The sequence below is a fragment of the Corynebacterium testudinoris genome (assembly GCF_001021045.1).
Taxonomy (GTDB): Bacteria; Actinomycetota; Actinomycetes; order Mycobacteriales; family Mycobacteriaceae; genus Corynebacterium; species Corynebacterium testudinoris.
Window position 1 is genome coordinate 1,973,444 of sequence record NZ_CP011545.1, and the last position, 19,350, is coordinate 1,992,793.

19 protein-coding genes are annotated in these 19,350 nt (G+C 64.5%); 5 read left to right on the forward strand and 14 right to left on the reverse strand.

Going from position 1 to position 19,350, the window contains the following annotated elements:
* Nucleotides 1-9: 9 nt before the first annotated feature.
* From CTEST_RS09450 to CTEST_RS09470, 5 genes are all read right to left on the reverse strand, one after another.
* Nucleotides 10-720, reverse strand: a complete 711-nt coding sequence (locus tag CTEST_RS09450) for a 16S rRNA (uracil(1498)-N(3))-methyltransferase (protein WP_047253524.1) — start codon at nucleotides 718-720, stop codon at nucleotides 10-12.
* Nucleotides 717-1,841, reverse strand: a complete 1,125-nt coding sequence (gene dnaJ, locus CTEST_RS09455; RefSeq protein WP_047253525.1) for a molecular chaperone DnaJ — start codon at nucleotides 1,839-1,841, stop codon at nucleotides 717-719. Before dnaJ ends, CTEST_RS09450 begins: the two co-directional genes overlap by 4 nt.
* A gap of 50 nt (nucleotides 1,842-1,891) precedes the next feature.
* A complete protein-coding gene (hrcA, locus tag CTEST_RS09460) occupies nucleotides 1,892-2,902 on the reverse strand; it encodes a heat-inducible transcriptional repressor HrcA (protein WP_047253526.1) in 1,011 nt (336 codons plus the stop codon).
* A gap of 170 nt (nucleotides 2,903-3,072) precedes the next feature.
* Nucleotides 3,073-4,188 (reverse strand): radical SAM family heme chaperone HemW, encoded by a 1,116-nt coding sequence (gene hemW / locus CTEST_RS09465; protein ID WP_047253527.1) that lies wholly within the window; start codon nucleotides 4,186-4,188, stop codon nucleotides 3,073-3,075.
* Entirely contained in the window at nucleotides 4,188-4,865 is a 678-nt protein-coding gene (locus tag CTEST_RS09470; RefSeq protein WP_047253528.1) for a hypothetical protein, read from the reverse strand. The genes hemW and CTEST_RS09470 overlap by 1 nt, the downstream gene beginning before the upstream one ends.
* Before the next feature lie 115 nt (nucleotides 4,866-4,980).
* Between CTEST_RS09470 and CTEST_RS09475 the strand changes: the two genes are divergently transcribed.
* Genes CTEST_RS09475 through CTEST_RS09485 form a run of 3 tightly spaced genes read left to right on the forward strand, consistent with a single transcriptional unit; the run spans nucleotide 4,981 to nucleotide 6,598 of the window.
* Nucleotides 4,981-5,487 carry a hypothetical protein gene (locus CTEST_RS09475; RefSeq protein ID WP_047253529.1) on the forward strand — a complete coding sequence of 169 codons (507 nt, stop codon included), beginning with the start codon at nucleotides 4,981-4,983 and terminating at the stop codon, nucleotides 5,485-5,487.
* Nucleotides 5,488-5,492: 5 nt separating this feature from the next.
* Entirely contained in the window at nucleotides 5,493-5,948 is a 456-nt protein-coding gene (locus tag CTEST_RS09480; RefSeq protein ID WP_144413260.1) for a hypothetical protein, read from the forward strand.
* A complete protein-coding gene (locus CTEST_RS09485; protein ID WP_047253531.1) occupies nucleotides 5,945-6,598 on the forward strand; it encodes a hypothetical protein in 654 nt (217 codons plus the stop codon). The genes CTEST_RS09480 and CTEST_RS09485 overlap by 4 nt, the downstream gene beginning before the upstream one ends.
* Here the strand turns inward: CTEST_RS09485 and CTEST_RS09490 are convergent.
* Entirely contained in the window at nucleotides 6,578-7,882 is a 1,305-nt protein-coding gene (locus tag CTEST_RS09490) for a hypothetical protein (protein ID WP_144413261.1), read from the reverse strand. The two genes, CTEST_RS09485 and CTEST_RS09490, sit on opposite strands and share 21 nt — an antisense overlap.
* A 5-nt stretch (nucleotides 7,883-7,887) precedes the next feature.
* Nucleotides 7,888-9,654 carry an AMP-dependent synthetase/ligase gene (locus CTEST_RS09495; protein ID WP_201774846.1) on the reverse strand — a complete coding sequence of 589 codons (1,767 nt, stop codon included), beginning with the start codon at nucleotides 9,652-9,654 and terminating at the stop codon, nucleotides 7,888-7,890.
* Between the two features lie 297 nt (nucleotides 9,655-9,951).
* Between CTEST_RS09495 and malQ the strand changes: the two genes are divergently transcribed.
* On the forward strand, nucleotides 9,952-12,096 hold the full coding sequence (gene malQ / locus CTEST_RS09500; RefSeq protein ID WP_047253534.1) for a 4-alpha-glucanotransferase: 2,145 nt from the start codon (nucleotides 9,952-9,954) through the stop codon (nucleotides 12,094-12,096).
* Here malQ and CTEST_RS13765 read toward each other — a convergent pair.
* From CTEST_RS13765 to CTEST_RS09515, 3 genes are read right to left on the reverse strand one after another with little or no spacing between them, the layout of a single operon-like run.
* A complete protein-coding gene (locus CTEST_RS13765) occupies nucleotides 12,093-12,233 on the reverse strand; it encodes a hypothetical protein (RefSeq protein ID WP_047253535.1) in 141 nt (46 codons plus the stop codon). The genes malQ and CTEST_RS13765 overlap by 4 nt on opposite strands.
* Before the next feature lie 11 nt (nucleotides 12,234-12,244).
* Nucleotides 12,245-12,436: a hypothetical protein gene (locus CTEST_RS09510; RefSeq protein WP_047253536.1), complete on the reverse strand. Its 192-nt coding sequence runs from the start codon at nucleotides 12,434-12,436 to the stop codon at nucleotides 12,245-12,247.
* A 9-nt stretch (nucleotides 12,437-12,445) separates the two neighbouring features.
* Nucleotides 12,446-14,452, reverse strand: a complete 2,007-nt coding sequence (locus CTEST_RS09515; protein WP_047253537.1) for a M3 family metallopeptidase — start codon at nucleotides 14,450-14,452, stop codon at nucleotides 12,446-12,448.
* Nucleotides 14,453-14,494: 42 nt separating this feature from the next.
* Between CTEST_RS09515 and CTEST_RS09520 the strand changes: the two genes are divergently transcribed.
* A complete protein-coding gene (locus CTEST_RS09520; RefSeq protein ID WP_047253538.1) occupies nucleotides 14,495-15,757 on the forward strand; it encodes a carboxylesterase family protein in 1,263 nt (420 codons plus the stop codon).
* On the opposite strand, the gene idi is transcribed toward CTEST_RS09520, so the two are convergent.
* The 4 genes from idi to CTEST_RS09540 all read right to left on the reverse strand — a co-directional run bounded on the left by idi (nucleotide 15,754) and on the right by CTEST_RS09540 (nucleotide 19,211).
* On the reverse strand, nucleotides 15,754-16,305 hold the full coding sequence (gene idi, locus CTEST_RS09525) for an isopentenyl-diphosphate Delta-isomerase (RefSeq protein WP_047253539.1): 552 nt from the start codon (nucleotides 16,303-16,305) through the stop codon (nucleotides 15,754-15,756). The genes CTEST_RS09520 and idi overlap by 4 nt on opposite strands.
* Before the next feature lie 15 nt (nucleotides 16,306-16,320).
* The gene (locus CTEST_RS09530) at nucleotides 16,321-17,982 is read right to left on the reverse strand and encodes a hypothetical protein (RefSeq protein ID WP_144413262.1); all 1,662 of its coding nucleotides are present in this window, start codon (nucleotides 17,980-17,982) and stop codon (nucleotides 16,321-16,323) included.
* Nucleotides 17,966-18,577 carry a DUF3558 domain-containing protein gene (locus CTEST_RS09535; RefSeq protein ID WP_047253541.1) on the reverse strand — a complete coding sequence of 204 codons (612 nt, stop codon included), beginning with the start codon at nucleotides 18,575-18,577 and terminating at the stop codon, nucleotides 17,966-17,968. The genes CTEST_RS09530 and CTEST_RS09535 overlap by 17 nt, the downstream gene beginning before the upstream one ends.
* A 118-nt stretch (nucleotides 18,578-18,695) precedes the next feature.
* Entirely contained in the window at nucleotides 18,696-19,211 is a 516-nt protein-coding gene (locus CTEST_RS09540; RefSeq protein ID WP_047253542.1) for a hypothetical protein, read from the reverse strand.
* Nucleotides 19,212-19,350 lie beyond the last annotated feature (139 nt).

A 19,350-nucleotide genomic window follows, 5' to 3' on the forward strand; every position in this document is an offset into this window, starting at 1 on the left:
CGTTGGACTCTACCAGCGCGAAGTCAGCGCCCCGATGGCAGACAGGGCCACCATCGCCGCGCTCGCCGTCCGCAGGACTTCGGGGCCCAGCTTCACGCTGCGGACGCCAGACTCGGCCAGCTGCGCTAACTCTTCCTCGCCGATCCCGCCCTCGGGCCCGACGATGAGGATGATCTCTTCTGCACTGAGATCAACGTCCCGCAGGGGGGTGGCCGCCTCCTCATGCAGGACATACGCGGTCTTGCCGCGCACCAACTCGGCCAGCTCCCTCGTGGAAACCACCGGGTGGATCTCCGGGATGCGCGTGCGCCGGGACTGCTTCGCCGCCGCCAGCGCCGCCGCTTCCCACTTCTGCTGCTTCTTGTCTGCCCACTTGGCCACGCAACGCTGCGCCTGCCACGGCACAATCGCATCCGCGCCCGCCTGGGTGGCCAGATCAATCGCCAATTCCGAACGCTCGGCCTTAGGCAAGGCCTGCACAATCGTCACCGCAGGTGACGGTGGATTGTCCGCGCCCACTTCGTCCACGATCCCCACCAACTCCGACTTGCCCGTGGTGGCGGTGACGGTGACGATGGCGCGGGTACCGCGGCCGTCGATAAGCATGATGCGCTCACCGACCGCTATCCGCTTGACCGCAACTGCATGCCGACCCTCCGCACCAGCGAGGGTGACCGTGCCCGCGAACGGGCCGGGGTGGACGAAAACCGGCAGGCTCATCGGCGGAACTTACCCCGCAAACGCGAGAAGAAGGACCCATCCTCATCATCGCGCTGCACTCGGGACGAATCACCCCGATGCTCCCGGATCTGCTGAAGAAGCTTCCGAGTCTTATCATCAAGATCCGTCGGCACCACCACGTTGACCTGCGCAATCAGATCACCCCGGCCCTCCCGACGCAGGCGCGGCATCCCCTGACCCGACAAATGAATCTGCTCCAGCGGCTGAGTTCCCTGCGGAATCGTGATGGTCAGCGTCTCACCCTGCAGATCCTCCAAGCTCACCTCAGCGCCCAGCGCCGCATCGATCGCCGGGACGACGACCTCCACATGCAGCGAGTCCCCCTCCCGCTCGAAGACCGGGTGCGGGCGCGTTGCCACCTCAACGTAGAGATCACCAGCCGGCCCACCACCATGGCCAACCTCACCCTGACCGGCCATCCGAATGCGCATCCCGTTGGCGATACCAGCCGGGATGTTGCACACCAGATCACGGCGCTTCTTCATCCGGCCATCGCCGCCACAACGCGTACACGGATCCTCAATGATCTCGCCGAAACCATTGCACACCGGACACGTCCGCGACGTCATAATGTTGCCCAGGAAGGAACGCTGCACCTCCTGAATCTCACCCTGACCATGGCAATTATCGCAGGTCACCGGCTTAGACTTCGACTCCGAGCCCGTGCCCTCACAGTGATCACACACCACCGCGGTATCCACCGTGATGTCCTTCTTCACGCCTGCGAAAGCCTCCTCCAACGTGATGGACACCCGCAGCAACGCATCATTGCCCGGCTGCACGCGACTACGCGGGCCACGCGAACCGCCGCCCATGCCGCCACCGAAAAAGGCCTCAAAGATATCGCCGAAGCCGCCGCCCCCACTGGGCATCCCTCCGGCCTGCTCCATGGGATCCCCACCCATATCCACAATCCGCCGCTTCTCCGGATCAGTGAGCACCTCATGCGCCACCGACGCCTCACGGAACTTCTCCGCCGCCTCCGCAGACGGGTTGATATCCGGGTGGTATTCACGCGCCAACTTGCGATAAGCCTTCTTGATCTCCGCATCGGAGGCCGACTTCGCTACACCCAGAATTCCGTAATAATCACGAGCCACGGTTAATTAGACTTCCTTTACTCTTCATGTTTGTCAGGGCTGTTCGCCCGCTATTCGCCTGCGAGGACACGGCTAACATACCGTGCAACGGCTGAGACCTTCGAAATTGTTCCCGAGTAGTCCATGAATGTGGGCCCGACCACTCCTAAACCGCCGAGCGTGTGCCCCTCCGACCCATACCCGGTCGCCACAACCGACGCCTCATGTAGATCCTCATCCTCATTCTCCCCGCCAATGAGCACGTGCACACTGCCCAGGTCCGGCACGCTCGCCAGCAACTTCAGCACCGTGACCTGCTCCTCGAGCGCCTCAATGACACTGGGCAGGCCCGGACGCGTGAGATTCGACGTCCCCGCCAGAATCAGCCGATCACGCGGCTGCTCCACCAGCGTCTCAATCAACCGCGTCGCCGACTGCACCAACGGATGCCGAATATCCTCCGGCGCATCCGCCGCCAACTGCACCAAGCTTGACGACGCCTCCGTCAACGTCTTCCCCTCCAGCGCACCGTTGAGCGCGTCCCGCAGACGCCTCACGGCGTCCGCATCCACCGCCTCATCGAGCTCGACGTTGCGCTGCTCCACCCGACCCGTGTCCGTGATCAACACCAACAACAGCCTCACCGGGCTCAGCGCCACCACTTCACAGTGCTTCACCCGCGAGACCTGCAGATTAGGCAACTGAACCACCGCCGCCTGCCTGGTCAGCTGGGCCAGCAACTGCACCGACCTCCGCAGTACATCCTCCAGATCGACGCCCCCCTCCAAGAAACTGAGGATCGCCCTGCGCTCCGGTGCCGAGAGCGGCTTCACCCCGTGAATGAGATCAACAAACTGCCGATACCCCTTCTCCGTAGGAATCCGCCCCGAACTCGCATGCTGCTGCGCGATGAGCCCCTCCGCCTCGAGCACCGCCATATCATTACGAATCGTCGCGCTCGACACATTGAGTTTATGCCGCTCAAGCAGGGACTTCGACCCCACCGGCTCCTGGGAGGCGATGTAATCAGCCACGATCGCCTGCAAAACCTCCTGCCGGCGCCTATCTGTTGAACCAGCCATCTGGCACTCACCTCCCTTGATTGCTAGACCTACCTTACCGATCCCCGGCTCGGCTGTCCCTGAGGACGTCCGTTGAAAGCAGCGTTCGCTAACAACTTCGCGGGTTCGGGAGGGGGTTGAAGCCCAGAGTTGTTAGGAAGTGCGGGTTTTGGCCCACCGACAGGGGCGAGTTAGCGCTCCTCGGCGACGAGGATGTCGGTGATGATGCCGTCGGCGAGGAGACGGCCGGCGTCGGTAAGCGCCACGCGATCGCCGACGAGCCGCAACAGCCCGCGCTCGACGAAGCCGGAGACGACGGCCTGGCCAGCAGGAGCAATGGAGGCCAGCGGGACGCCTGCTCGGAGGCGAAGGCCGAGCATGAGGGCTTCCGTGTGCCGGTCGGCGTCGGAAAGCACTTCGGAGCCGGCGATGGGCAGAGTGCCCTCGGCGAGCATCGCGGCGTAGCGGGCGGGGTGTTTGACGTTGAAGAAGCGGCGGTTGCCCAGGTGGGAGTGAGCCCCGGGGCCGGCTCCCCACCAGTCGCCGTCTTGCCAGTAGATCTCGTTGTGTCGGCACTCGCCGCCGGGGAGGGCCCAGTTGGAGACTTCATACCAGGCGAACCCAGCACTATCGAGGCGGGCGGCGATCATCTCGTAGCGGTCGGCGAAGACGTCGTCGGAGGGGGCGGGGAGCTCGCCGCGGCGGACCTTGCGGGCCATGGCGGTGCCGTCTTCGACGATGAGGGAGTAGGCGGAGACGTGGTCGACGCCGGTGGAGAGGATGGCGTCGAGGGTGCGGGCGACGTCGTCGTCGGTTTCGGTAGGGGTGCCGTAGATCATGTCGAGGTTGACGTGCTCGAACCCGGCATCGAGGGCTTCCTGGGCAGCGGCGACGGCGCGGCCGGGGGTGTGGGTGCGGTCGAGGACGCGGAGGACGGAGGCGGAGGCGGATTGCATGCCGAGGGAGATACGGGTGAAACCGGCGTCGAGGAGCCCGGCGAAGAAGGCGGGCGAGGTGGATTCGGGGTTGGATTCGGTGGTGATCTCGGCGTTGGGCGCCAGGGTGAAGTTGGCGCGGACGGAGTCGAGGATGCGTCCGAGGCCGTCGGCGCCGAGGAGGGAGGGGGTGCCGCCGCCGATGAAGATGGTGTCAACGGTGCGGTCGACGCCGGTCATCGCTAGTTCGCGGGTGAGGGAGTCGAGGTAGGAGCCGGGCGACATGTCGAGTTCGCCGGGGGTGTAGGTGTTGAAGTCGCAGTAGCCGCAGCGGGTGGCGCAGAACGGGACGTGGATGTAGAGGCCGAACATTAGGAAGCGGCGTTCCGCGAGGCGCGTTTGGCGGCGACGCGGGCGACGACGGCGTCGATACGCGCGCGTTCGACGAGGAAGGCTGGGGGGTTCGTGCCGCGCATGGTGCGGGTGTAGGCGGGGTGTTCTTCGGCGACGCTGCTCAGCCAGGCGGCGACGGTGCCGCGCACGAGGGTGCCCACTCGCCCGTAGAAGTGCGGGAGGCTGACGGCGTTGAGGTCGGTGGCGACGAGGTCGGTTTGGGTGAGTACCCAGTCGACGGCTTCGTCGAGTCGCTTGGCGACGTCCGCGGTCCGCCCGTCCAGGGCCTCCGACAGCACTGCGACGGTCACCGGTGAACCGGTGACGGGATGTGCGGCGGTGAGGGCGGGGGCGTCGATAAGCGACGGCTCCGGGAGGCGGGTGTCGGTGGCGGCGGAAGCAGACAGGGTGCCGGCGCGGACGCCGGAGATGAGTGCTTGGCGCAGGCCAAGGAGTTCGCCGACGATGGTGCGGGAGTCGCGGCGAGCGTCGGCCAGGATGTCGGAGAATTCGGCGAGGCAGTCGTCGACGAGTTCGGCGTCCCAGTCGCGGATGGCTTCGGTGAGGTGCTCGATGTATTCGGCTACTTCATCGCCGATGTTGTAGATTTCCTGGGTCAATTCGCGGTGGCGCAGCTCAGCAGCGATCTTGTGCATCGGCTACCCCTTCAACATCGGTGTCAAGTTCAGGTTGAGAGTTTCCTGGACCGGTGCTGACTTTAGGCCACGAATATGCGTGAGTGTGTGAGACTCGCCGGGGTATCCTAGGTCCATGACCAACTCCGCGATGAAGGTGGCGCAGGCGCTCAAGGGCGACCTGTTCACACGCGAGAACCTCCTCCTGGTCGGTGCCGCTGCCACCGTGGGTGTGTTGGGGATCTTCGGGGGCTTCGCGGCGGCCGAGCCGGAAGTGGAGCGCGCAGAGTTGGCGTCGATCATCGGCGAACCCGTTGCGGCCAGCCCCGTCGAGGTGACGGTATTGGGCACAGAGGACGGGATGCTTCGGGTGCGCGCCCTCAACACAGGCGTCCGGCCTGTCCAGTCGCTGACCTTGGGCAACATCATTGAATTCCCTGGCGCGGAGAACTCCACCTACGCCTCGATGACCCGCGACGATGGGTTCCCGGTGCGCACGCTGAACCCGGGGGTGCCGGTGGACATTCTCATCCCGGTCGCGGGTGATTCGCTGGCGATCAATTCGATGACCTGGCGCCAATCCCGCCTCGACGGTTCGATGCAGTGGTTCGATCCGACGCCGGTGATGGAGGTATCGATGTGAATGCGATGAGCCAACGCACCGCTCTGGCGATTTTTGTCCTCACGGCGATTTCCCTGGGCACGTGGGTCAACGGCCTGTTTCCGGCGGCGGTGCTGACCAAGCCCTATGAATACACCGGCACGCACGCCCCGACCCTGGGCACCGTTGAGATCACCGGCACCCGCACCGCCGACACGTGGAACGGCGTGGGCACCCAGGGCACGTATCTCATGGTTGATGCCCAGGTCAGCGACATCCCGGAGGTTGAGTCGCTTGACGCCACGCTTATCGACGCCGCTGGGCGCAGCAATGCGTCCATGGGCACCGGATGCGGCGTCCATCAGCCGGGGCTTCCCGCCCCCTGCACGTTCACCTTCGAGGTTGATCCCACTCAGCTCGTCGGTGCGCACCTGCGGGTGCGCAACGCGATGACCGAAATGTCCGGAGCCGTGCTCATCCTGCCATTGGAGGCCTCGAAGTGAAGCTGAACTGGTGGTACGTGGCGGTGGTTCCAGCGGTCGGTTTCGCCCTGGCTGCGTCCTCGTTCCGTCTAGTCGATGTGTACCTACCGACGGAGTATCACCGGGCGCAGAGTGCCGTCGCGGGTGAGCAGCTCAACTTCTCCCAGGTAGCCACGGTGGAAGGCGAGGACTATCCCATCGACGCCGCCATCACGGTCACTGGAGTCCACCGCGTGCGCGCCGCCGATGAACCAACGATGGTGGCCGGCACCCCCATCGACGTCATTGCCATTGACCTGGATTGGGCCGCTGCCCCGGAGGTTCCCCTCAACGCCTGCTCCATGCGCTTGGTCACGAAGGAGGGGTTTGAGTACGTCTCCTCCGAGCAGGCCACCAGCGCTCTTGCCACCTACTCCCCCGCATTGACGCAGCTGTCTACCTGCACTCCGCCGGACACGCCGGGGCCGGGATACGGCGTGATCGACGAGGCCTTCGGGCTGTTTGAGGATAGTGCTCCCCGCCCGGAAACGTGGAGCACCACCGCGTATTTCATCGTCCCCGAGGGCGCGCAGCCCGCCAGCCTGCAGGTGCGCTGGGTCGAGCCCGACTACGCGGAATTCACCGACCTCGACGTTTCCGGCGAGGTGGGGCTAGTCCTCAGCGAGGGTTAAATCCTCGAGTTCCACCGGGCCCTGGACGGGGGCTTGGGTGGGGCCCTCATCGGGTGCCGTGGCCGACAGCAGCCTATCGATGGCCGGGGCGATGAGCACGATGGCGACGATGAAGTACACCATCCGTCCCACGACCTCGATGTAGGGGTGGAAGGCGGCGGCCTCCATCATCGGGCGTGGCCCGAGCAGCATCCGCCCCGTGTAGAGCACGCCGACTTCCGCAGCTTTGGCCGTGATGAACAACAGGCAGAAAGTAACCATGGGAGCCAGACCAGCGGCGGCAACCTTGGTCAGGCCCGACCACGTGACCTTGACGGGTCCGACAATGGGCTGGGCGGCCGTGTCGATGGTCGAGCGGGCTTGCCGCACCGCCAGCTCAGAGAACTGGCGGGGGCTGTCCTTGGAGTGCGCGGGCCCCCGCTTCTTCTTCTTGGTGCTGGGAACAACCAACGAGGTGCCATAAATCGTGGCGCCGAGGGTGAGCCAGGCGACGGGGATGATGATGACGTCGTCGGCACGCGAGAGGATTGTGACAACCCAACTGAGGAGAGCACCGACTGGTCCGGCGAGCTCGAGGCTCCAATCACGGACCTGGTTGGCGGTCTCAATCACCGGGGCGATCACGGCTCGGGTGGCTAGCCAGTCGCGACCGTTGGCCACCCACGTGGTGAGCACCGTGGAAAAGGTGACCATCCACAAGACTTCGAGGTAGGCCGACAGGCCGGCCCACCCCACGGACTTTTCTCCCAGCGCGAAAACTCCAATGAGCTTGCGCACGATCAAGGAAACGACGACGAGCGAGATGAGAACCCAGCCGAACTCAAAGTTCACGCGCCCGAAGTCAGCCGTGAGGAAGCGCGTTGAGGACTCCGCCAGAGTGGCGTTGTAGATGTACTCGCGGGTGTCTTCCTTGAGCAGCCCGTTGGAGGCGTACACCGTAAGGAAGGGAATGAGCAGGCCACCGACCGTAAGCAGTCGGCCCTGCACGCCGTCGGCCGGGGTGGCCAGGGCCTTGGACACATAGGGCAGCGAGGGTTTGACCAGCCACAGGGCCGTGATGAGCGAGGTCATCACGACGATGGGGGCCAGAGGGACGATCAACGCCGCCGCGAGGGGCGAGTAGTCCGAGACCGTGACCGCCAGCCAGATCACCAGCTGACGCAACCCCAGGCCCACGGCAATGACGGTGAGCAGAGCTGGCCAGTGGCGGAGGAGGATCCGCAGGGCGTCGATAGGCACGGCGAGTGCCCGCCGCAGTGCTGAACCTACATAGCTGGTGGCCATCGTTACTACCGCTTGTACAGGTGATTGATCGCGTCGGCGTAGCGCTGGGCGACGATATTGCGCTTGACCTTCAGCGTCGGGGTGAGTTCGTTTTCCTCCTCGGTGAGGTCGCGATCAAGGATGTAGAACTTCTTGATGCCCTCCGCGTGCGAGACGGTGTTGTTGACGCTGTTCACCGCATCCTGGATCTCTGCCCGCAGGCTCGGATTCGTGGCCAAATCCGACAGCGACTTGTTCTCCGGGATGTTGTGGTTGAGCTTCCAGCGAGTCATCGCATCCTCGTCGAGGGTGACCAGCAGGCCGATGAACGGCTTGCCGTCGCCGACGACCATGGCCTGAGAGACCAGCGGGTGCGAGCGCAGCGAATCCTCCATGGGGCCAGGCGAGACGTTTTTGCCGCCGGCGGTGACAATGAGGTCCTTCTTCCGGCCGGTGATGACCAGATGGCCCGATTCGAGCAGCTCACCGAGGTCGCCGGTGTTGTACCAGCCATCCTCCATGGACTCCTCGGTGGCCTCGTCATTGTTCCAATATCCGTCGAAGACGATGTCACCCTTGATGAGGATCTCGCCGTCTTCATTGATGCGGATCGTCGTGCCACCCACCGGACGACCGACGGTGCCAATCTTTTGATCGTCGAAATCGACAGCCGCCGCCGCGGCCGTCTCCGTGAGTCCATACCCCTCATAGATGGTGACGCCGAGGCCGCGGAAGAAGTGCAGCAAGTCATGGCTCATGGCCGAACCACCCGTGATGCAGTACTTCACCGAATCACCGATCGCGGCACGGATCTTGGAGTACACCAACCGGTCAAAGACCTTGTGCCTAGCCACCAGCACCCGCGACGGCCCCTCGGGGGTATCCAGAGCGCGGGAGTATTCGATGGCGGTCTTCTCGGCGCCGGCGAAGATGCTGGACTTCAGCGCCCCGCCATCAGCGGCGTTCGCTGCGGCCGAGTTCCGCACCTTTTCAAACACTCGCGGGACACCGAGGATGAGATTGGGCCGGGAGCGGGCAAATTCGACGGACAGGGTGGAAAAGTCCGACCAGTGGTTCTGGGTAGCGCCGCCGATGGCCACGGACAAGGACACGGCGCGAGCCAGCACGTGCGCCAACGGCAGGAAGGTGAGCACGCGGGTACCGGGGACGGCGATGCCGCCGATGGGGTGGGTCAGCAGCGCGCGGACCTCCGACAGCCAGTTGCGATGCGACAGGCGACAACCCTTCGGCCGACCCGTCGTACCGGAGGTGTACACCAGGGAGGCGAGGTCATCGGTGGAGGTGTTGGCGATGCGAGCGTCAACCTCTGCGTCCTCGATCCCGCGGCCCTCAAACTTCAGCGTGGCAACCGCCGAGGAATTGATCTCCAGAACGCGCCGCAGCTGGGAGGGCGAACCCTGCAGGCCAGGGGTGCCATCCTCCTGAAGGACGAGGTGGCCAAGCAGCTCCGAGTGGTCGCGGGTTTCCGTGATGGCCAGGACCGCGCCGGAATCCTCGATGATCCACTGCATCTGGGACAGCGAGGAAGACGGGTAGACAGGAACGGACACAGCGCCGGCGGCCCAGATAGCGAAGTCCAGCAGCGACCATTCATAACGGGTCGCAGACACCAAGGCCACGCGATCGCCGTGCTCGACGCCCGCGGCGATGAGCCCCTTGGCGACCTCGTACACCTCCTCGACGAACTCGCGGCTGGTGACATTCACCCACTCGTAATTGGCGGGGCGAGTAAACATGACGCCGTGGGGGCGAGCCTTCGCCATGTCCAGCATGGCGGTGAGGCAGGTTTCGCCGGGGGCAATCTCAAATTCAGCCGGGGTGCTGTACTCCTGCACTGACAAGGTCCTCTCTATCGTGGTTCATTCACGGCGTGGTTGGCGACAATTTAGGCGGATTTCCCGTCGTGAATTGCCCAGGCATGCCCCTGGCATACCACAGCAAAACATGACGATTTCCTCATTACGCTACCCTTTCCAACCCCGATCCGGGACACATACCGCGCCGCCGCGGCACCCAACGAGCCTCCAAATTTCAGCAAAATGGCGCCCAAGGTGGCAGGATGTGCAGGTGTGACTAACCAGGATGTGTTGAGAGAACTTGCCGACGCCCACGGCGTCGCCACGCACTACACCGCCAGCGACGGTGAAGGGATCACGGTGTCCGACGACACCCTGCTCAAAACCCTCCGTGCCCTCGACGTCAAGCTGTCCGAACACCCCGATGACGCAGAGCTGCATGAGGCCCTGGCCGCCTTCCGCCTCGCGGAGGCCACCCGACCCCTGCCGCCGAGCATCGTGACCTCGGAAGGCAACGCCGTAGCCTTCCCGGTCCACGTCCATGACGGCGCCCCCGCCGAGGTGCTTATCATCTTGGAGGATGGTACGTCGCGGGAGGCCACCCAGGAAGAGAACTGGACGCCCCCGACCACCGATAACGACGGCGTCACCTGGGGCGAAGCCACCTTCCGCATCCCCGCCGATCTGCCGCTCGGCTGGCACCGCCTGCAACTGAAATCGAACGACCTCTTCAAAGAGTGCGCCCTCGTCATCACCCCCGCCCGGTTGTCCACTACCGATTCCTACGTCGACCAGCCCACCACGGGGGTCATGGCGCAGATGTACTCGGTGCGTTCCCGGGAATCCTGGGGCATCGGCGATTTCCACGACATGGGTCAGCTCGCCGAAATTCTGGCCACCGAGGCCGGCGCCGACTACCTCCTGGTCAACCCCATGCACGCCGGAGAGCCCTTCCCCCCGGTGGAGGACTCCCCGTACCTGCCGACGACGCGCCGTTTCATCAACCCCATTTACTTGCGCATCGAGGACGTCCCCGAGCTGGCCAACCTGGATGAAGACACCCGCGCCGACATCACCGAGCTGGCCACCGAGTTGCGCGCCGACAACCGATCCGGGGAGATCATTGACCGCAACCCGGTCTTCCAAGCCAAGCTCGATGTCCTGCGGGAGATCCATCACCTGCCCCGCACGCCGGAGCGCACCGAGGAGTTCCTCGCCTACGTCGACCGCGAAGGCGGCGGCCTCATCGACTTCGCTACCTGGTGCGCCCAGCGAGAATACGAGCTCATTCACAACAAGGCCGCACATTCGATCGCCCCGGCAGAAGACGAATTGGTCAGCTTCTACATGTGGTTGCAGTTCCTCTGCGATGAGCAGCTCGCCGCCGCCCAGGCTCGGGCGAAGGCCGCCGGCATGAAGATTGGCATCATGGCTGATCTCGCGGTGGGTGTGCACCCGGGCGGGGCGGATGCCCACAACCTCGCCGAGTACCTCGCCCCGGACGCCTCCGTGGGAGCCCCGCCGGATGGCTACAACCAGCATGGTCAGGATTGGTCCCAGCCGCCCTGGGATCCGCGCAAGCTCGCTGAAGCCGGCTACCAGCCGTGGCGTGACCTTCTGGCTACGGTGCTTCGCCATTCCGGCGGCATCCGCGTCGATCACATCCTTGGGCTGTTCCGTCTCTATTGGATCCCGCGCATGCAGTCCCCCACGACGGGCACCTACGTGCGTTTTGATCACAAAGCCCTCGTCGGCATCCTCGCCCTGGAGGCTGAGCGCGCCGGGGCCGTAGTCATCGGCGAGGACCTGGGCACGTTCGAGCCGTGGATTCAGGACGTCTTGGCCGCGAAGGGCATCATGGGCACCTCCGTGCTGTGGTTCGAAGGCTCCCCCACAGTTAAGGGCCCCCGCCTCCAGAGCGAGTACCGGCAGCTGGCGCTGAGCTCCGTGACCACGCACGATCTCCCGCCGACGGCCGGCTACCTCGCCGGCGAGCACATCACGCTGCGAGAGGAACTCGGACTTTTCACCCGGGACGCCGCCGACGAGGACTCCGATGACCTCGAGTGGCAGGCAGAAGTCCTCGATCGAGTCCGCGAGACCGGCTCATTCGACGGAACCGAGCTGGCCGAGGTGGAATTCGTTGGACTCAAGCGACACGAGCGTGGCGACGTCGCCGAACTCATCGCCGGCCTCCACCGCTTCATGGCGGGCACTCCCTCCGCCCTGACCTGCGTGTCATTGGTGGACATGGTCGGCGACGTCCGCGCGCAAAATCAGCCGGGAACAACCCGCGACCAGTACCCCAACTGGTGCATCCCCCTGTGCGATATCAACGGCACCCCCGTGCTCATTGAGGATCTGGCGGGCAACGCGATGTTCCAGGACATCGCCGCATCAGCCCACCGGGCACCCTAGATCAGGGTAATCAGCCAGGCCACCAGCACGATCGCCAGCAGGATCCACAGCGACTGAGTAACCCGCGACTGCGGGTACTTGCGCTTGGCTTTGGGCAGCTTCTGGTCCTGCTTGCGGAGTTCCTCGGGATTGGCCATGGTTGGTCAGTCTACTCGCCGCGACGCCGAAGGGAATTGAGCGCCCGCGTTCCCCATGCGGCGCCCTGATCGACCACGCGCAGCAGCAACATGGCGCCCGCGATGGCGAGCGGCACGACGACGACCATGACCAGTGGAATCTGCAACCACAGGGGTGCGGAAACCACTACTTCGGCGCTGCGGTCGAGGACGTCGTCAAGCATGGGACTAATCTAGCGCACGTCAGAACCGGCGAGCCCGCGGCGGCGCAGCAGTGGCGCGACATCCTTATCGCGGCCACGAAGTTGCCGGAAAGCATCGCCGTAGTCGAGGGTCGCGCCGCGGGAGAGGATGAGGTCGCGGAACGCCTCACCGGCGGCGCGGACATCCGGCTGGGCACTGAACCAGTCGAAGCCGTCCGCGTCGAGCGCCTCGGCCCACAGGTAGGAGTAGTAGCCGGCGGAGTAGCCACCGCCGAAAATGTGGTTGAAATACGTCGAGCGGTAACGCGGCGCCAGCTCATCAACGACGAGGCCTGCGTCCTCGAGGGCGCGCTGTTCGAAGTCGCTTATCGAGTCCGCGGTGTCCCCCATCGTCGCTGCCTCTGACGGCGTCAGGGAATGCCATGCCAAGTCGATGATGGCGGCCGCGAGGTACTCGGAGGTGGCAAAACCTTGTCCGAATTGGCGAGCAGCAATGACGGCCTCGACGAGTTCGTCGGGGATGACCTCGCCCGTGTCGACGTGGTGGGCGTAGTGTCGCAGGACCTCCGGGTCGAAGCCCCAGTTTTCGTTGATCTGGGAGGGGAACTCAACCCAGTCGCGGGGGACATTGGTGCCGGACAGCGTGGGGTAACGGACCTTCGAGAGCAGGCCGTGAAGGGCGTGGCCAAACTCGTGGAATAGGGTCGTGACCTGGTCGATCGTGAGCAGCGGCTCCGAGCCATCGGTCGGGTGAGTGATGCTCATGACGTTGACCACGACGGGCTTGGTACCCAGCAGTTCGGATTGGTCAACAAACGAGCTCATCCACGCCCCGCCCCGCTTGGAGGGACGCGAGCGGTAGTCGGTGAGCAACAGGCCAATGCCCTCGCCTCCGTCGTTGACCTCCCACACGTCGACGCCGTCGGCATATCCCTGCAGGTCATCACGCTTGACCACGGTGATGCCGTAGAGGCGCTCAGCAGCGAAGAACACACCCTTTTCCAGCACCTGGCGCAGCGGGAAATAGCGCGACAGCTCCTCGTCGTCGAGGGAGAAGTCGCGCTCGCGGACCTTGGCCTGCCAGTAGGGCCAATCGGCCCCAGTGACGGGCTCGCCGGCCAGCTCAGAGGCGAGCTTTCGCTCTGCATCGGCGTTCGCGGCGGCAGCCGGAGCCAAGTCAAAGAGCAAGTCGCGGGCGGCCTGAGCGGTACCGGCGGTTTCCTCCGCGATGACGTAATCAGCATGGGTGTCAAAGCCCAACAGGCGCGCCCGCTCCGCCCGCAGCTGGACCTGCTCGAGGAGGTTGGCGGCGTTGGAGGTGTCTCCGCGCTGCTGCGACGCCTCGTAGAGGGCGGCCCGTGAGGCCGGGTCAGTGAGCAGGGCCTGGTCAGCCTGCACGGTCGGCAGTTCGAGCGGCAGGAGGTAGCCGTCGCCATCGGCGTCTGCCTGCGCGGATTCGATGCGGGATTCGCTCAGGCCAGCCAGCTGTTCAGCGTTGGAGAAGCGAACGGCCAGGCGCTTGGTGTCCGCGAGGAGGGAGCGCCCGAACTCCTCCGAGAGCACACTCAAGCGCTGGTTGATCTCAGCCAGACGCTGCTTACCCGCCTCGTCAAGAGCCGCACCGCGGCGCGTGAAGCGACGCAACAGGAGCTCGTGCAAGCGCTGGGATTCCGCATCGTCGGGAACGACGACGTCGGCAAGCAGCTGGTACAGCGCGGCATTCTGATAAATCGCGTCGGAATGCGCCGAAAGCTTAGGCACGATGTCGGCGGCCACGGCATCCATCTCATCGGTGGAATCGGTGCCCTGCAGGTTAAAGAACCACGCGGAGGCCCGCTCCAGCGTCCGGCCGGACTTCTCCAGCGCCTCAACAACATTCTCCCAGGTGGGATCCGCGGCGACGATCGCGGCGATCTCCTCGCGCTGCTCGGCCAATCCCACCTCGAAGGCCTCAACGGCATGCTCGAGAGTGATATCGGCGAACGCGGGCAGCTCGTAGGGCAGGTCTGAGGTCTGGAGCAGAGGATTCACAGTCATGAGGCCCGATGGTAGCGATCCGCGGTTGGTAGCGTTGTCCCCATGTCCACCACCGTGCGCGTTAGCTGCCCCGCCGGCACCATCGTCGGGGTGTCCGACGGCGACGTCACCCGCTTCCATTCCATCCCCTATTCGGACATTCCCGGCGACTTCGCCAACGCCACGCGCCTGGCACCCCAAGAGCTTATCGACGCCACCACCTACCGCCCCGAGACCATCGCCCTCAGCGTTGTCACGCCGTCAACGGCTCGCCCCCTCGCCGACCTTCCGGTCGTCGTCTACATCCACGGCGGTCGCTTCGAGTACGGCACGCACGGCGATCGCCGTGCCGACGGCACCCCAAATGCCCACTCCGGGGTGGTCACCGTGCACATTGGCTACCGGGTGAAACTCGCTGGTTTCGCGCGTTTTCATGACGACGAGCCCGATCGCTACCGTGGCATTGATGATTGCCAGCTCGGCCTGGAATGGGTTCAACGCAACATTGAATCCTTCGGCGGCGACCCGACGAATGTCACCCTCGTCGGCCAATCAGCCGGCGCAACGACGGCTCTGTGGCTGGCCCGGCGAGATCACTTCCGCGGAGGATTCCGCCGCGTCATGGCGATGTCGCCGTGCTTTCCCCGCGCCTCTTTCTCCGAGCGCAAAACCTCACTGCGCATCGCGCTGGGGAAGCCGATTACCCGCGATGCCCTATCCCGGGTCTCCCCGAAAGCCCTGGACCGCGGTTATAAACGCTTCCGGACTTTTCACGGCATGGACATGGCGCTGGGCCCCTCGCCTCTCGATGGCCACGAGCTTGCCAGGATCCCCCTGTGGGTCACCTCCACCCGCGACGAGTTCTATCACATGCCCGCAGGCCAGAAAGCTGATTCCTTGCGCTGGCGCGAGGGGATCGCCCGGCGGATGAGTCGCCGGATGGGCATGACCGGTTCCTTCGACACCTGGTTAGAGCAGGCCCGCGCGATCGACCCCCGGCGAATCGTCGGCCGCCTCATTGGCGATGCCTCCAACCGCCGCTGGGTCTCCCAAGCCGCCGAGGAAACCCCCGGGCAGGTGTGGATGACCGAGTTCGTCCGCACCCACGGCCCCGCCATCCACTGTTCCGAGATTCCGGTTGCATTCGGGCTGGAACCCGGCCCCCTGCACGACCTCCTCCTGGCGTTTGCCCGCGGCGAAGAACTGCCGTGGCCAGCATTTTCTCCCGACACCGGCCGGCAGGCGCTCCGCTTCAATCTGGAAACCGGCCACGACGAGGTCATCAGCGACCCCCTCCGCATGGTGCGGGAGGCATTCGGCGCTTAGGTCAGTGCCTGACGCAGGCGCCGATCACTCAGTTCTTCCGCCAACCACGGACTAAAGGCGAATGGGGCAATGTCTACTGCTTGGATCACCGCAGCCGGATCGACCCATTCAAGAGAATCAACCTCGTCCGGCGACGGGGCCGGTTCCTCCCCCTCCACCAGCGTGGCCACGAACACTGGACAAATCTCCCACTCGACGATCCCGCTGGAATCGACGGCCCGGTAGCTAAAGTCCGGCAGTACCTCGGTGATCTTTTCGATCGCCCCCTCGCGCAGCCCCAGCTCCTCGATGCTGCGCCGGGCTACCGCGTCGGCCGCTGACTCTCCAGGACCAGGGTGGCCGCAGAAACTATTAGTCCAGATACCCGGCCACGTCCGTTTGCTCAAAGCCCGCCGCGTCATTAATAGCTTCCCCTCGTGGTTGAGGAGGAAGCAGGAAAACGCGAAGTGCAGCGGGGTGTCGTCCGTGTGCACAGTCGCTTTGGGCGCAGTCCCCGCCGGATTCCCGGAGGAATCGGCGAGAACTACCAGTTCAACGGCGTCAGTCATGCCACCAACTGTAGGTTATCCCCGCACCCATGCTCCGATGACGCCCGGAACCACCGGTGCGCGCTCCCCGAGCAACGCCGCCAGGTTCTCATCTTCTTCGACCGCCGATGTCACGGTCCGGACCTTGCCGCTGGCCTTGCCCTGCTGGGCTCCTCCGGCCATCGGGGCACCCATCATCGGCATCATGCCGCGCCCGGTGCCAGTCCCTGGAGTGCGTGTGGACGCCCCCGTCCCCACCGCACCCGCAGGCGTCGCCGTGGGTGCCAAGCCAGTGCCCGGCACGGCGGACAGAACACCGCCACTTCCGGCGCCACCAATGATCGGCCCCGAGCCACCCCGACCACCGCTGGCGCCGGCAGTACCTGCCCGACCCATGCCGTAGGCGCCCATCGCGCCACCCATCCCCTGCTCGCCCATCATGGGGCGAAGTGGCGGCATGCTTGCCGACGCCGCCATTGTCCCCATTGTGCCCAACGAGGGCCGTTGCCCACCCATGGGAAGCGGGGCGGCAGGGATTCCGCTAGCGCCAAAGGCCGGTGCTGCCGGTGCACCGCCGCCCAGTCCGAGTCCACCCGGCATGGACATCGGCGGGGCCGGCAATGCCGAGGTGGCGGCGTTGGCGGCAGTGGTGGAAACACCCTCGGCCCCCACCCCGGACAGTGCATCCATTCCTTGCTCAACCGTGCCAAACGAGCCCTCTCCCATGGCCTGGGTCGCGGCGTGCAGCATCTGCGTCATGCCCTCCGGGCGCACTCCCGTCGAGTTGTGCTTGGAACCCTTGCCCTCAATGTCTTCCATGCCCAGCGCGATCTCTCCGCCGCCATCCCCGGAGCCATCCATCACCATGAGGTTGCGAATTGGCGGAATGCCCGTGGTCACGAACGGGCTAAATGTCGCTGGGAACGTCTGGAGGAAAGCCTGCTCAGCAGCCATTCGCTGGACCGGGTCCGAGATGGGGTAGATCTTCATCTTCGCCACATTCACGCGGTGCGCCCCCTGCGACTTGATCGCCGCCAACCGCTCCACCGAGGTCTGCATGATCGAAGCATTCTGGGCGAAGGTCTCCCCGGCCATTGCGACACCTTCGATCTTCTCCACCGCCGCATCGATCACGTCGCCGCTGTTGCTATCCGCCACTTCCCGGGCCACCGAGTGAAGATCGTCCGCGATAACAGCAGCTTCGGCGGAGAGCTGATTCCATCGAGCAGCCGCATCAACTGCTTCCTTCAACTTGGTCGCCGTGAACTCCGTCGATAGGTGCTCTAACGACAGAGCCGGAGTGACAAACGGCGGCTGAAAGTCAAAATTCTCGAACTGCGGTCTCGGTCGCTCCGGGAAGACAACTCCTTCGGTTCCCACCGAACCGCCCTCATCGGCCAGGTCCATCCCGTGACCAACAAATGTGTTCTGGCCAGTGAGCGCTTGCGTGGTGGCAGCCATCGCGTTGCTGAGCCAGTTGACTTGTTCGGCATAGCTTCCCAGGATTTTTGCAGCAGAACCCGCTCCGCCATTGATGACTCCTCCGTGGCCACCACCGAGTTGGTCCAGCCCGGAGACCCCGGAGAAGCTGCCATTGAGCGACGCCTGCGCCGCTTTGTCCGCCATTGATGCCGCGCGATCCGAGATTGCGGCAATCTTTTTGAATCCTAAACGCAGTGATTCAGGAACGATGTGCATTTCCATTGTTTTCCCCCAAGTGATGAATGATTCTTTCCAGGTGTTCGAGCGCTGTGCCGCAATTGGCCAGCTGAGTCGTGTCCGTGTTCAATTCCCCGTAATTCACCACGAACCTCCCCCGAGTGGTGTGGACGACGGCACTACAAGCCGTGCCGATATCAACTCCCATGTGGTGAAAATAGACCCCTTCCAGGGCTGATTGCACCGGAGGTTCAAGCAAATACCCCAGCTCGATGACCCGAGACTTTGGTACCCGATCCCCTGTCACGATGAACAGACCATCTTTGCTGACAGAGTCAGCGTTGTAGGAACATTTCGCCGAGAGCTCCCGTTCATAAGAAGGCCCGTAAGTGACCTCCCCCAGGCCCGCCGCCGCGTACACCTCCTCGGGAATCTCCGTGCACGGGTCAATGACCGTGAAGTCTCCCTCGGGATCGAACTCCGCCAGTTCTAGCGCCAACGGCTGCGGTGCCGCTGAGGTGGTGGCCGGCCCGGAGGGGACGGCTGAGGTCGGGGACGAAGCATCGTCGATAAGCGGGGTGCAGGCGGTGAGTAGTAGTGCAGCAGCGAGGATGAAAAGGCGGCGGGCAGGCATGAGTGGGCTGTCCCCTTGTGGGCTCGGGACGGATCGCCGTTAACGCAGATCCGGAGCACGTGTGTGCTCGCCACATTTAGACTCCGGAAATCACGACCCGGTTCCCGGAGTGACGCAACTAGTTCAAACTGCCCTTAAAAATGACGTTGCCGATCTTCAATTCGGCATCCCACAGGTTGCCGGAGGAGACGTTGTAGACGTAGCGCAAGTTGGTGGAGGCTCCGGCGCCGAGGGGCTCGTCGAGGCCGATGATGCCGTCGCTGGCTGACGCTGCCTGCGGTTCCGCGGTGACGCGGCTGCCGCCAGAGTTGTACGTCAGGGTTGGGGTGCCGATGGCGTCGGTGGGGACGGGGGCGTCATTGAGGTTGTGCGCGAGAATCGTGATCATCGTGCCGCCAGAGTTGGCATAAGAGCTGCCCTGGAAGGTGAATTCGACGTTGAGTCCCGGGTCGAGGGTCTTTTGGGTGCGGCTGGCGGTGACGGGCTGCACTTCTTTCGCCTCGAAGGTGGGGGCTTCCGACGTGGTGACCGCGATGGAGTCGGTGGGGGTCGGGGCGGTGGCGTCGTTGCCAGATCCGCAGGCGCTGAGCAGCAGCGCGGAGACGACGAGTGTGCCGACGACAGGGCGGGTCATTTTCACGTGGCAGCCTTTCTACAAAGTGGTCTGTGATCAGTGTAGCCAGGGATTCGGCGAGACTTGGGCTGTACCCCGCAGATCGTGGCATAATCCCGATTCTGAACCTTGGTGTTGATCTGTCAGCGAAGTGGAGTTG